The sequence below is a fragment of the Vibrio sp. B1FLJ16 genome (assembly GCF_905175385.1).
In the GTDB taxonomy this organism is placed as follows: Bacteria; Pseudomonadota; Gammaproteobacteria; order Enterobacterales; family Vibrionaceae; genus Vibrio.
The window spans coordinates 1,878,165-1,892,269 of sequence record NZ_HG992749.1 but is presented as its reverse complement, the minus strand read 5'-3'; the positions used below and the strand labels follow the sequence as shown (position 1 = coordinate 1,892,269).

The 14,105-nt window shown below is 44.5% G+C and carries 11 protein-coding genes; 7 read left to right on the top strand and 4 right to left on the bottom strand.

From position 1 onward, the window contains the following. Positions 1 to 404 precede the first annotated feature (404 nt). The 5 genes from KHN79_RS08605 (at position 405) to KHN79_RS08585 (ending at position 6,853) form a co-directional block, all read left to right on the top strand. The gene (locus KHN79_RS08605; RefSeq protein WP_182008407.1) at positions 405 to 1,919 is read left to right on the top strand and encodes a chondroitinase-B domain-containing protein; all 1,515 of its coding nucleotides are present in this window, start codon (positions 405 to 407) and stop codon (positions 1,917 to 1,919) included. A 411-nt stretch (positions 1,920 to 2,330) separates the two neighbouring features. Continuing rightward, positions 2,331 to 3,536, top strand: a complete 1,206-nt coding sequence (locus KHN79_RS08600; protein WP_182008406.1) for a hypothetical protein — start codon at positions 2,331 to 2,333, stop codon at positions 3,534 to 3,536. A 5-nt stretch (positions 3,537 to 3,541) separates the two neighbouring features. Beyond that, positions 3,542 to 3,985, top strand: coding sequence for a hypothetical protein (locus tag KHN79_RS08595; RefSeq protein ID WP_182008405.1), 444 nt, complete (start codon positions 3,542 to 3,544; stop codon positions 3,983 to 3,985). After that, positions 3,948 to 5,549: a sensor domain-containing diguanylate cyclase gene (locus tag KHN79_RS08590; protein WP_182008404.1), complete on the top strand. Its 1,602-nt coding sequence runs from the start codon at positions 3,948 to 3,950 to the stop codon at positions 5,547 to 5,549. Before KHN79_RS08595 ends, KHN79_RS08590 begins: the two co-directional genes overlap by 38 nt. Positions 5,550 to 5,908: 359 nt before the next feature. After that, on the top strand, positions 5,909 to 6,853 hold the full coding sequence (locus tag KHN79_RS08585) for a LysR family transcriptional regulator (RefSeq protein WP_182008403.1): 945 nt from the start codon (positions 5,909 to 5,911) through the stop codon (positions 6,851 to 6,853). On the opposite strand, the gene KHN79_RS08580 is transcribed toward KHN79_RS08585, so the two are convergent. Next, positions 6,848 to 7,906, bottom strand: a complete 1,059-nt coding sequence (locus KHN79_RS08580) for an AraC family transcriptional regulator (RefSeq protein WP_182008402.1) — start codon at positions 7,904 to 7,906, stop codon at positions 6,848 to 6,850. The genes KHN79_RS08585 and KHN79_RS08580 overlap by 6 nt on opposite strands. Positions 7,907 to 8,170: 264 nt before the next feature. Here KHN79_RS08580 and KHN79_RS08575 point away from each other — a divergent pair, with 264 nt between their 5' ends. After that, positions 8,171 to 9,577 (top strand): aspartate aminotransferase family protein, encoded by a 1,407-nt coding sequence (locus tag KHN79_RS08575; RefSeq protein ID WP_211907236.1) that lies wholly within the window; start codon positions 8,171 to 8,173, stop codon positions 9,575 to 9,577. A 336-nt stretch (positions 9,578 to 9,913) separates the two neighbouring features. Here the strand turns inward: KHN79_RS08575 and KHN79_RS08570 are convergent, their stop codons facing one another. Genes KHN79_RS08570 through KHN79_RS08560 form a run of 3 tightly spaced genes read right to left on the bottom strand, consistent with a single transcriptional unit; the run spans position 9,914 to position 12,314 of the window. Beyond that, positions 9,914 to 10,588, bottom strand: a complete 675-nt coding sequence (locus KHN79_RS08570; RefSeq protein WP_182008401.1) for a DUF1028 domain-containing protein — start codon at positions 10,586 to 10,588, stop codon at positions 9,914 to 9,916. A gap of 16 nt (positions 10,589 to 10,604) precedes the next feature. Beyond that, on the bottom strand, positions 10,605 to 11,015 hold the full coding sequence (locus tag KHN79_RS08565; RefSeq protein ID WP_182008400.1) for a RidA family protein: 411 nt from the start codon (positions 11,013 to 11,015) through the stop codon (positions 10,605 to 10,607). Between the two features lie 48 nt (positions 11,016 to 11,063). Further along, positions 11,064 to 12,314, bottom strand: a complete 1,251-nt coding sequence (locus KHN79_RS08560; RefSeq protein ID WP_211907235.1) for an NAD(P)/FAD-dependent oxidoreductase — start codon at positions 12,312 to 12,314, stop codon at positions 11,064 to 11,066. Between the two features lie 225 nt (positions 12,315 to 12,539). Between KHN79_RS08560 and KHN79_RS08555 the strand changes: the two genes are divergently transcribed. Then, the gene (locus KHN79_RS08555; protein WP_182008399.1) at positions 12,540 to 14,027 is read left to right on the top strand and encodes an aldehyde dehydrogenase; all 1,488 of its coding nucleotides are present in this window, start codon (positions 12,540 to 12,542) and stop codon (positions 14,025 to 14,027) included. Positions 14,028 to 14,105: the final 78 nt, after the last annotated feature.

Below are 14,105 nucleotides of genomic sequence, written 5' to 3'. Positions count from 1 at the left end.
TTACTTTTTAGTTTATTTCTTGAGAGCTTTTTACGAAATAACTCATGTCTATTTCTGTCATGAGCGGCAAAGTGAAAAATATTTTCCTAAGATCTATACCGATGATGTGAGCGGTTGACATGTGGCACCTTCTTAGTAGCGCTAACGTAGTTAAAGTTTAGCTGTGAAGAGGGACGTACCATCTTATTAAACGGGCTGGAACACGAACTGATCTGGAGTCGATATAGGTTATCACTCAAAGGTTGTATTCACAGAAATTCAGCTAGAGGTAAACACTGTCCTGAAATTGTTGGCCACTACAAGCAATTTTTATCACGGAAAGTGGCGAGCAAGTGACCTGTAACAATAAGAGATCTAATTTGAAGCTATACTGTTTTAGTCTGCTTAAATTAGGGCAGTAAGTTATGGATAAAAATACGTCTAAAAGTAAGTTAACGTTCTACTTAAAAAATTATTTTCTTATCACTGGCGTTTTAACGAATCTGATTCTATGCATGGTCTTGCTTTACGGGATTAAAGCGTTTTTTCATAGTGGACCCACTTTAGCAAAAGCAACCGCAAACGTGGGCAGAACTATACAAGGTTACCCATTTATCTCACCGATGGGGAGCGCGTTGATTTCACTGGGTAACTATTTCCGAGTTGACGACTACTTTGGGCATGATTTTAATCCGGGCTACTGGCCAACTGTAGGGCCGAAAAAAGGTACGAGCTATCATGAATTTGTTCCTGAGTCACTATGGAGTAATACGATATTCGTCGATGATGTTACAGAACTTACAGAAGCGGTTAGAAATGCAGAGCCCGGCAGAGTTATTGTAGTTAAAGACGGGGATTATGACTTTGCAGGAAATCGCATAATGATCAGCAAGCAGACTCCCAGCCAAGAAAAGCCTGTTTATCTCGTTGCCGAGAATATCGGCAAAGTAAATATAACTCTAGATACGCGCGAAGGTTTTTATATAAATAAACCGCATTGGCATGTTATAGGGTTCAACTTTACCGGTGTCTGTAAATCACAATCAAGGTGTGACCACGCATTTCATGTTGTCGGAGAAGGGTCAGAGTTTTACGCTGCACATAATGAATTTTGGGATTTTAATGCCGCGATAAAGGTTAATCGATTAAAAGGAAAATATCCTGATAATGGGCGCTTAGAATATAACTATTTTTCATTTACCGCGCCCAGACAAGTTAGGAATTCAGTGACGCCAATAAATTTGGACCACGGGAATAACTGGCGTACTTCATACAATATAATCCGGGACTTCGTTAAAACCGGAGGTAATAGAATTTCATACGGGCTATTTTTCAAAGGAGGGCTTGTTGGAGGAGAGATAAGTAACAATTTAATTATTTGTAATACGAAACAGGAAAAACCTAAATCTGCACTAGTTGGGATGTCTATTGGTGGAGGGGGAATGTCAACAAGAAATCGACGAAATAATGTTGATTTTGAAGCTATGGATGTTGTAGTAAAAAACAATATAGTAATGCATTGTAATGATGTTGCTTTATATGTGAATAAAGGCAAAGACTCCGTTATTCATAATAATACATTTTATAATACCAATGGACTGGATCTGAGGTATCCGGAGAGCTCTGGTAAAGTATTTAATAACGTCCTCAATGGCAAGATACGTTTGCGCGATGGCGGAAAAGGTGACGTAGTTGATAACTTATTAGTGGAAGTGGACTATTGGTCTGGTGAGAATAAGATGCAAGCTTTATATCAAGCCCCAGAACGAGGGGATTTTACATTAACAAACCTAGATATGCTTTTGCAGGAAAACAGTTCTTTATTATCACTTTCTCCAGACAGGTCTTCCTCAGTTGATTTTTGCGGAGATGAAACGCCAAAAGCTAGAATCGCAGGCGCTGTCCAAGTGAACAGTCGATGCTTTTATACCCAAGAATAGGGATTTATTACCGAACTCTTCACATCTTTGATGTATTGTCACCAACGTGGCAAGCCTACTGCTATTCTAAATTACTCCTACTATCTTCCACTTTCAGTGTATTGTTGATACTACCGTTGTAACTGCTGATAACCTTTTCTTATTAACATCGAACTTTTAAAAGCAGTAAGAGGGCTTAAGAATGCGATAAGCGTCTTTCCTGGGGCTGAATTTTCAATAACAAGGGCTGGCCACCGGACGGTGGTTAATGTGTCTGTACAAATTTTCTCTCGTTATATCAGTAGGAAGAGCTTCAAATTCAGATAAACTAATGTACTATTTACGGGGTTTTTATAATCAATGCTTATTAAACAATTTGCTTAGCTGTTTTTAGTGGTTTGACAGCGGTTGTTATGGGGTAAGGGAGCAACCATGAGGTTACAGTTACGGGGAGTGCTACTCGGGGCATTAATGCTTCCGTCAGTAAGTTATTCCAGTACTGATATGGTGGAGTTTCGAGGGTTTGGGTCTTTAAGCGGTGCCTATTCAGATTCAGATACGTTAGGTTTCCGTCGAGATATCACTCAAGAGGGTAAAACAAGGCAGTTCAGCTTAAGCCAGGACTCATTGATTGGGCTGCAAACCGATTTACAGTTAAGTGATGCCTTTAAAGCATCAGTACAAGTCGTCGGTAAAGACCGGGTTAATAACAGCTTAGATGAATTAGTGACATGGGCTAATGTCAGTTACGACTTCAATAATGCCTGGAATATACGCGTCGGCAGGATTGGCAGTGATTTAACCCTGATAGGCGACGTCGGAAATATCAGCTATGCCTACGATTGGGTAAGACCTCCTGTTGAATTCTACGGTGCAATACCTTTCTATCACTTTGATGGAGCGGAGGTTTTGTATCGTCGCTCTATTGAGTATGGTTACTTTTCAGCTAAGGTGTTTTATGGACGATCCGGAAGTACTTACAAATATGAATCCGGTGAGTCGGAGTTTGAACTTGCTCCTTTTTCCGGAGCTGCGCTTCAGTATGAAAACGGTGGTTTCACTTATAGAGCCGCATATGCCTGGACCAAGCTAGATTCTGCCCACAATACAGGGTTGGATTTAAGAAGCTTTCTTGAGCAAAACGTGGATTTGTCAGGAATGCCGGAAACCATAGCCCAGTACGCGATTGATCGCTCGCCTATTCAATATTATACGACCGGGTTCGAATATCGTAATTCGAGCTGGAAGTGGTTAGCGGAGGCGTCTTATATGTACGCGGATTTAGCGTCAATATTGCCGTCATTCTCAGCATACACGGGGCTAGTTAAACGCTATGACAGGGTCGCTTTTTATGGACTGTTTGCACATATTCAGTCGACGAAATCGCCTGAATCGGCCAACTCGAAACTACCTGAACCTTATCGTACTTATATGCAATCTGCGTTGGATGAGGTTGATATAAAACAGAGTACCGCGTCTTTGGGCATGCGTTGGGATGTAGTACCGAATATCGCTATCAAAGGTCAGTGGGATCACTCCTGGGTCGCCGCGGGTAAATCTTTGCTATGGGATGGTAAAGAGTCTGTGAGTGATGAGCAGATAAATGTGTTTACCTTGGGTGTGAGTCTTATATTCTGATGCTGATGAAACGTTATCTTGCTCTACTTTTTTTATTGCTGTGTGCTCTCCCTGTCCGGGGCTGGAGTCAGGATCTAGTGGTCATCGTTAACAGAGACAATCCACTCGATACTATCTCAAAGCAGCAGCTGATTGACCTTTTTATGGGGCGAACTCCTTACTTCCCTAGTGGTAGTGCTGTGGTGAAACTCGATGCACCCAGTACATCTGCTGTTCGCAAAGCGTTTTATCACTCGCTGGTGGACATGTCTTTGAGCGAGGTGAACGCGTACTGGGCGAGGCTCATGTTTAGTGGCCGGGCAACGCCTCCAATGCAGGTTCCTCGAGAGCAGGATATCGTAAAACTCGTGACTGACAATTCAAATGCGATTGGCTATGTCCCCAAAAGTACTTCCGGAGACTTGAATAACAATGTCAAAGTTGTTTTCGTTATACCAGTGGATCAATAGTCGAATCGGGTTCAAATTGATGGCATCGATTCTTGCTGTTGCTATCATTTTTATTCCGATAACCAGCTTTATAAGTTACCAGTACACTTATGGCGAAGTTCAGCAACTTGCTCAGGAGCGGGTTCAGCGTCTGGTATCGATGATCAAATATAACGCGTCAATGGCAGCATATTTATCGGATGTCGATTTAGCAGCAGATATTACCGCTAGTCTGGTTGGTAACCCTGAAATAAAAGGGGTGCGTTTTAATGTTAATGAAGAGATTCTCGTAGTTAGCGGTGAGATATCGCGGGACAAGAGTGACATTACAGAAGTCCTTACGCCGCCATTTGGGGATGCTCAGTTCGGCTCTCTGGAGGTGTTTCTTAATCGAACTTTTCTTCACCAGCAAGCTCGTGATAAGGGGATATCATTAGTTATCTGGCTGTCTTTTTTGTTGATAACGATACTGCTCTGCGTTTACGTGATTTTCCGACAGCTTGTTTCTCGTCCGTTAAGCCAACTGCTTGAGCAGATCCGTAGTGCACCTGCTGACGGTGTTCAGGCAGAGAACAGTATTCAAGTTGCTTCAAGTGATGAAATAGGCTTTCTTGCTCAAAACACTGATAATCTGATGAACCGAATCGCGAGTTTTTATCGCAGTGAAGCGGAAAAAAATCTGCAAATTATCCAACTGGAACGTCAGTTCAGGATTATATTTGAGCATTCACATGCTGGCATTGCACTTATCGACAACAATAACCAAGTCTATCTGGCAAACCAATCGTTTAAGTCGACCTTTAAGCATGATGAGCTAGCTTTGGAACAGCTTGATTTACCAGAATTTTTTGATGATCAAAAAGAGTTTGAATCACTTTTGGAAGAGGTAAGAGAGGGGTGCTCCAGTTCGTTTCAGGATTTCCGTTTAAGTGACAAAGAAGATGTGTGGCTCAGGGTTATCTGTTCTCCGGTAAAGCACAAGCAAAATAGAGAGTTGGAACGCTTTGTTGAGTTAGTGGTTTATGACATTTCTGATAGAGCAAACAAAGAAAAAGCCTTTATTTATAATGCCACTCACGATGCTTTAACCGGAATATATAACCGCCGGGGAGGAGACATTCGTTTTAAAGAGATGTCAGCAATCGCCGAAGAGAATGGTTCACACCTGGTCATGATCTGGCTGGATCTTAACGATTTTAAAATCGTTAATGATGAACACGGTCATGAAGCCGGAGACATCGTTCTGAAGGAACTCAGTTCTCGTTTACGAAGTATCTCGCGGCCAAACGATATAATCGTTCGCTGGGGGGGAGACGAGTTTGTTGTTGCTACGCAATTAAATGATCTTTCGGTATTACCCAATATCCTGAATGATATGGAAATGGTGTTTACCCAATCTATTGAAATCAATAACGACCTTTTTGTTTCAGTAGGTGCAAGTATCGGAGTCAGCACTTCTTTACATTCCGGATACGATGTTGAAAAGTTGCTTATACGCGCCGATAAGATGATGTATCAGGTTAAGCGAGAAGGAAAAAAAGGCGTGCTTGTAGACGGCGCTGTCCTATCAGAACTACACACCTAATACTAAGTTGTTTGAGAGTGAAAGTTTACAACTGGTTAACCTTTAGCTTCTTCAATTACTTATTATGTTAAAGCTTACTAAGCCCCGGTAGCTTTGTTTGGGCTTTCGAGTATGACTGGTTCTAGGTTAATACACTATAAGGGACTAAAGCGTGAGCTACTGAAAACTATCGTGATGCACCAAAATAGCGCCCTGAATTGATGCATTTGTGAATGAAGTTCTCTAATTAAGATCGCGATGGTATAGATTCCCGTTAGCCTGTTGAGTGGCAGAGATTTTGCTTGTATGTTAATGCTTCGTTAAATTAATTTTTGATGGACAGAAGTAAAGTGTATAAAGCTCATTAAGGAAAACTATAAATGACAACTAAATTTACCTTAAAGCAACTGAGGTATTTTGTCGTCGCAGGGGAGCATCAGAGTGTAACCAAAGCGGCGTCGTTAATGTTTGTTTCTCAGCCTTCGATCTCTTCTGCTATTCAACATCTGGAACACGTTACCGGGCTTCAGCTGTTTGTTCGTCATCATGCGCAAGGCTTATCGCTTACACCCCAAGGATATCGGTTCTTTCATAAAGCGAAGTTGTTACTGAATGATGCTGATGATTTATCCCGTTTTGCGGAAACACTGGGGACAGAGATTTCAGGTATTCTAAATGTGGTTGGCTTTCCTACGTTTACCTCAATGATGATGCCGGCAATGCTCAAGCAGTTCGTTGAAAAATACCCAGCGGTCGACATTCAGTGTGATGAACTCCACCAGCAAGATATTATCCAGGGGTTAAGTAATTGCAAATACGAGCTTGCTATCACTTATGACATGCAGCTTCCTGAGAGTATTGAGTTCATTCCGTTGATGGTGATGCCACCTTATGCCGTGGTCAGTAAAGATCACGCTTTGGCAAAACGATCATGTTTATCGATAGAGGAACTGGATGAGTACCCGATGGTGATGCTCGACTGGCCACTGAGTAAAGAGTATTTCAATTCTCTGTTTTATAGTCATGGAATCGAGCCAAAAGTGGCTTTCAATGCGCATTCACTGGGTATGGCTCAGGGGCTGGTAGAGAACGGGTTAGGATATTCTCTGCTTAATACACCGATGCCGAGCGAAGATGGCGCGAACGGAAAGCTCGTATCTATTCCGCTCAAAGGTAACTTGCTGCCCCTGACCATGGGAATTGCAAAGCTGAAACAGTCTCGCTTATCTCCGGTAGGGAATGCGTTCGTGGAAGTACTGAAAGAGTTTAACTCCTCTGCACAAAAGCAATCCCCTTATTCTGTTATAACCTCACTTGCCTCATAAATTATTCTGCTTAAGTTTTCTAAATTCGGTCGGGACTAATCCCGACCAACGCTTAAACGCATGACGGAAACTGGCGGTATCACTGTAGCCTAGTTGATCAGCGATATTTGAGATAGCCGTGCCTGTCGTTTCCAGTAATTCTGTTGCTTGTTGGTAACGTACTTGATTCACCAGTTTCTGGAAGCTTATCCCTTGTTCTTTTAAGCGTCTTCTCAGTGTTCGTTCGGTCATCCAGAGTTCTTTCGCAACGACCGGCATTGAGTTCGACGCGGGATTCTGCGAAACGATGTATTTAATTTTGGATACCAGATCCTGAGACGTTCTGATATGCCATTCGTTTTCTCTGAGCTCGCATTGTCGATAAAGGTCTTCAAAGCTCACTTTGTTCGCAAGCGTGCAGCGGGTTAAGAACGTACTCAGTTTAAAAGTAATGCCATCGTAATTACCATGCTCGACGTTACAGTCAAGAAATGCCGCGACGGCTTTAAGGTGCGTAGTAGAAGGACATGCGAGTGTAAGAGCTGGTTTCACTGCATGACCAAGCAGATCCTCAATCAATGTCAGTACGGAAGAAAGCGCCATCTCAATACTGAACTGTCGCAATTCGTCCGAATAACAGTAGTCACTGATTTTAAGCGTTACGCTGTCATCATCAGACTCTACTTCAATATTGAAGTACCAGCCAAGCATTAGCGGAAAGGCTATCAGGCAGGATACCGCCTGTGCGACGTTTTCGCTGACTAACATTGCGTAACCGGGCAAACCGAGGCAGGAGACTTTAATCGATCTCCCAATTTGCAGGCCCAGAATGTCACTTTGTGTGATGTTTAGCAGGCTTTCAAAGGTCGCTAGTTCGTGAAAGCGGTTGAACTCTGTTTCAGGTAAGTAGAGTGACTCGCTGGTTAACCCAGAACGGGCGAGTACATCGTGAGTACTTATTCCGTTTTGTCTGGCAAGTTCGATCGCGATAGCAATCACATGAGACGTAGCGGGAATATGCCTGGGATCTACTTTGTTAATTAAAACATTATTCTCCGTTTGAACATTGCTCATCTTTAATGGCGACGTGTACGGATGTTCCTTGTAGTTGCTGATAGTGGTGAATCCTTCATCACGTTAAATATCGGGAGCGAATTCCGTATCCTCCCTGTGAATAGTATCAATATTACACATTGTCCGAAATTATCCCATTTTTGTCCTGATTTTGTATGACGATATGTCGGGTAACGCAAGTAATGTGGTGGTGTGAGTTGTTAATTAAAGTCAGTGGCTGAAATTACCCCCTGACAAAAAACAGGACATCTAGGAGAAATTGATATGGATATTGATACGCAGTCGATGCAAAAAAACAATGAAGAGCTGCAACACTTGGCAAAAGAACACCTGCTGATGCACTTCACACCTCGCAAGTATTACCACGAAAAAGCACTGACCGTTATGGACAAAGGTGAAGGTTGCTGGATTTGGGATACTAACGGTAAGAAGTTTTTTGATGCCCTGGGCGGACTGTTCTGTGTGCAGGTTGGTTACAGCCATGGCGAAGAAATTGGTGAAGCGGTTAAACGCCAAATGAGTGAGTTGCCTTACTTTACCAACTGGAGTGTTGCTCATGAGCCTTCTATTCGCTTGGCGGCAAAAATAGCGTCGCTCGCTCCGGGTGATCTGAAGCGTGTGTTCTTTACCTCCAGTGGTTCAGAATCAAATGAAGCGGCAATCAAGCTGGTACGTCAGTACCACCAGGCTAACGGTGAGCCTTCAAGACGTAAGTTTATTGCCCGACGTGTCGCTTATCACGGCACCAGTTATGGCGCGCTATCTCTGAATGGTATGACCGATCTGCGTAAAGATTTTGAACCTCTGATGGCGGGCGTTCGTCACGTTTCAAATACCAACCGTTACCGCCGACCTGAAGGCGAGACTGAAGCTCAGTTTACCGCTTTCCTGCTGGAAGAAATCGAGTCGCTGATAATTCAGGAAGGACCGAGCACGGTTGCAGGCATCTTTATCGAACCGCTGCAGAACGCAGGCGGAAGCTTCACACCACCAGCCGGATATACGCAAGGTCTGCGTGAACTCTGTGATAAGTACGGTGTGCTGCTGATTGCTGACGAAGTGATTTGTGGTTTTGGGCGTTTAGGCGAATGGTTTGGCTCTAGCCGCTACGGACTGGAGCCGGATGTCATCACTTTTGCTAAAGGTGTCGCTTCAGGTCATGTCCCTCTAGGCGGTGTGATTACTTCGAATAAAGTGATGACTCCAATCCTCGACAATGGTGCCCAGATGTTCCTGCACGGACTGACCTATGGTGGTCACCCTGTGGCTTGTGCTGCGGCGCTAGCTAACATCGCAATACTCGAGCGAGAAAACATCATCGGTAACGTAAGAGAGAATTGCAATTACTTTAAAGAGTCACTGCAAAGCTTACGCAACATTGAACTGGTTGGTGACGTTCGTGGTGATGGTTACCACTATTCGGTAGAGCTGGTAACTAACCGGGAGAACTGCAGTTGGGAAGGTCAACTGGCTGTTGCTGACTTTGTAGCGGACTATCTGGAACCTGCGTTGTACGAGAAAGGTTTGCTGTTCCGTGTTGCGATTGATCAGCGTGGCACGCCATTAATCCAGATGTCTCCACCGCTTATCATGAACCGCGAAGAGATTGATTGGCTAGTGAAAGAGCTTAACCAGGTTCTTGACCAGTTGACAAAGTTAGTTGCTGTTTAAATACATATTCAGAGTAAGAAGCGCACATCTTTTTGGGATGTACGCTTTTTTATTTTGGGGGGAAGTTCTTTTTAAATTTGTAGTTAAGTACGCCATATGAGTTAGAGCTTAAAAGGGGTAAGCGCTAATAGCTGGTATCTCTATTTCACGTTCAGTCTTATGTAAGCTCGCCAGAAAGCGGAGTAGCCGGCGCTCTCCCGGTAACATGGCGCTGAAATCGTAACAATCACATACCCCCGAAGGGAGAGTCGCTTCTGAGCAAGTTGAGGGAGGAGTAGATAAAAAGAAACCAGAGCATCAAAACTCTGGCTTAACACAGGAAGAAATAAAACCCAACTACTCGTTCCCAGGTACACCGTAACTTGGTGCGCTGTTTGGATAGTCAGCTCTTAAAATGTAGTCCTTCATCTGAGGTTTATACACTTTCCACGCTTCTTTAAGTGCATCAATGGGAGATTCGTTCCAATCAACTCTCAAATCGACTTCTGGCCAGGAGTGATCAATGCAAACCATCAGTCCCGCTGACTTGAGATCGCCTAACTCGCCCCCTTGGACAACACCAGCATTTAACGCATGAATAAGCCTGGATGGTAGATCCATATCCGCTGCTGATTCAAATGTATTAATCATGGCCTGAGGTACCTGATCATTTGCTAGCAAATTGCCCATAGCAATGCAGTTATTGCCCTGGCTGGTGCTGAAAATACCAAGCGCATTTTGCCCACTGAATGTCGCGCCATTTCCCGAAGCGTCCAATACGCCAAGCTGTCGGTGATCGATATGCTCATCAGCGTGTTTAAGTTCCTCAAGAGCTTGTGACGCTGTAGCACCTTCACTCAGTAGTAAAAGACCGAGTGGCCCTAAAGCCGGATTAGTGACGTTTTGCGTTAGCGTTACGCCCGTTTTCGCTTTAACAAAAGCACAGCGGCTTGCCACGCTAATGCTTGATGACGAAATAGCACAGCCAAACATTCCGGTTTTTGCGCAGTAACCTGCTATCGAAATGGTCATAAAGTCTCCTGTGTGGTTATTCTGGTATCACGGCAATAACATCAATTTCCATCAGCCACTCTGGCTGCGCTAGACCCGCAACCACAAGTCCGGTGGAGATAGGGTAAACGCCTTTCAGCCACTTACCGACTTCGCGATAGACCGGTTCACGGAAGCGAGGATCGGTAATATAGGTAGTGGTTTTCACGATGTGAGTCAGGTCAGACCCACATTCTTTTAGTAGCTGCTCCACATTTTGCATCGCTTGTCTTGCTTGCGCTTCCGGATCACCCAGACCGACAAGTTTTCCTTCGAAATCGGTACCTACCTGACCACGAAGGTAAATCGTGTTGCCAGCAATAACTGCTTGGCATAAATCATTATCAAGAGATTGATTCGGGTAAGTTTCTTTTGTGTTGAACATGCGAATACGAGTATGCGTCGGCATAATTACAGTCCTTTATGAAATCTTCTAATTGTGCTTAACCAAGCGGAATTACAGCGCGTAGTCTTCGTAACTACGTTGTGTGTCAATGTGGCCGGCAATGTATTTTGCGTCATGCCAAACACCCCAGATAAAAGTGGATCCTCTGCGTGACAGCCAAGGCAAACCAAGGAAATATACGCCCCGAACCGGGGAAATGCCGCGCTGATGAACTGGGTAACCGCGTTCATCCAGCACATCACATTTGAGCCAACTGTAGTCGACGTTAAATCCCGTCGCCCAGATGATGTTTGTGATGTTGTTTTGCTTCAGATTGAGTGATAAAACCGGGCTGGTCATACACTCAGGATCGTCTAAGCGAATACGGGCTTGCGGTTCTTGTGGGAAGTCCAGACCATTACGCTCAATGTAGGCATCCGCTTCATCTAATAATGACAGGTAGTTTTCGTCTCCCTGAGCAATATTTCTGTTCAGGTCGTTGGTAAAAGTAAGTACACCCTGGTTGAATGTTTCGGTTCTGCCGAGCAGAGTAATTCCGTCATGGGCAAGCTCGCGGAAATCAACAGTCTTACCGCCTTCCGCGCCGCTTACGGCAATGGTCACGTGCTCTAAGCCAGGTTTCATTGCTGCTTCGTCCCATTTACCAAGCACACCGAGCCACCAGACAAAGTCTTTGCCGCGGTATGCGCGAGGCGGTCGGTCGTGTGGACCAACAGAAAGGAATACTTCTTTCCCAGACTGGCGTAACTCCTTAGCAATTTGAACGCCGGAAGAGCCGGCTCCTACCACCAAGACTGCACCGTCGTTAAGTTGTTCCGGATTACGGTATTGAGACGAGTGAATTTGATCGATCTCTTCGTCAGGTACGATTGCAGGGATTGACGGCAACTGAAATGCACCAGTCGCTGATACAACGCGCTGAGCAATGATAGTGCCTTGTGATGTTTCGACTAAAAAGCCTGCTGAGTTTTTGATTGGTGTTACTTGTGTGACTTCGACGCCTGTGTGGACCGGGGCTGAAAACTTCTCGGCATACTTTTCAAAATAGGCAGCGTCGCGTCTTGTATCAAATACAATGTCTTTGTCGAAATCAGTAAACTCAAGGCCCGGAAAGCGGTCGTGCCACGCCGGACCGTTTGCGACCAGGGAGTCCCAGCGCTGTGTTCTCCAGCGTTCGGCAATGCGGTCTCTCTCTAAAACCACATGGGAAATATCGTGTGCGCTTAAGTGCTCACTCATTGCAATGCCAGCCTGACCGGCACCGATGACCACCGTATCTACTTTTGTATTGTCAAATTTCACTACTAAATCCTTTTAGTTATAACGGTCAGTTAACCTTTCTCCGTTGGGAAATAGTAGGGCAGTGATATAGAGCAATAAAATATTATTAATTGAACCTCTGTATAAAAAAATACTATTCAATAAAGTCGTCCCTAAAGTTTAACTAATACTCTATTTACGGTATTACTAATAAGCGAGAAAGAAAGTTGATATTTCAGTTTTAAAGGAATAAACGAGGAGAATATCTTGGACAAATATACAAAAAGTTACTGGACGGATAAGCTTTCAACGATCGAATTAAAAAATAAAGCCTTCATCAACGGAAGTTATGTTGATGCGACGGACGGTGGCACTTATGAAGTAATGAATCCGGCTACAGGCAGAAAATTAGCGGACGTAACGGCATGCACATCTGAGGATGTTGATGTGGCTGTCGAAGGGGCTCGTCAAACGTTTGAGCAAGGCGTCTGGTCAAAACAAGCTCCCAGTGACCGTAAGCAGGTGATTAAAAAACTGGCTGAGTTGATTTTAGAAAATCGCGAAGAGCTCGCGCTACTGGAAACAATTAACGTCGGCAAGCCAATCTCAGATGCATTCAATGGTGACATCCCGGGCGCTGCAGGCTGTTTTGAATGGTATGCAGAAGCAGTAGATAAAATTTATGGTGAAGTCGCACCAACAGACGGAAACAACGTTGCGATGATCACCCGAGAGCCTATTGGTGTAGTCGCAGCTATCATTCCCTGGAACTTCCCGTTGGACATTGCGGCATGGAAATTAGCGCCCGCTTTGATTTCAGGTAACTCTGTGGTTCTTAAGCCGGCAGAACAGTCGCCACACAGTGCGTTACGCCTTGCCGAACTGGCTCAGCAAGCAGGTTTACCAGATGGTGTGCTTAATGTAGTAACAGGGACTGGTGAAGTAGTCGGCCAGGCGCTGGGCCGACACAATGACATAGACAGCCTGACGTTTACCGGCTCAACAGCAACGGCGAAACGCCTGATGTCTTACTCTGCCGAATCTAACATGAAACCGGTATGGCCGGAGACAGGAGGTAAGAGCCCGAATCTTATCTTTGCTGATTGCGATCTCGATGCTGCGGTTCAACATGCTGCTTCGGGTATATTCTTTAATCAGGGTGAGGTTTGTTCGGCTAACTCCAGAATATTGGTAGAGCGCAGCATTCAGGAGGCATTTACACAAAAACTGATTGCTCATACTCAAGAGATGAAGTTGGGTGACCCACTTGACCCGCAAACCCAGCTAGGTTCGCTCATCAGCGAAGAGCACGCGCAAAAAGTCAGGAGTATGGTTGCCGCGGCAGAAGAAGCAGGAGCGACATCCGTATGTGGCTTCGATAAAGCAGATTCGAACAGTAACTTTGTGGAACCGACTATCTTAACCAACGTTTCTCCGGAGATGACTATTGCGCAAGAGGAAGTCTTCGGGCCAGTGGTTGTAATTATGCCTTTTGATACTCAGGAAGAAGCAGTATCGATAGCGAACAACTCGATTTACGGTTTGGCTGCATCGGTATGGACGCGAGATCTGACGCGAGCGCATTTGGTATCAAAGGCGCTAAGAGCAGGAACGGTATCGGTGAATACCATGGATGCATTAGATTTCTCAACGCCATTTGGTGGCTATAAGCAATCTGGATTTGGACGTGATCTTTCTCTGCATGCGTTTGATAAGTTTACGCAGCTAAAAACAACCTGGATTAAATTAGGCTAATTCGCACTCAGCTAGGTCAAACTCAGAGAACACTTAAAAAGTAAGTAAAAAAGGAAGCAATAATGTAATGCTTCCTTT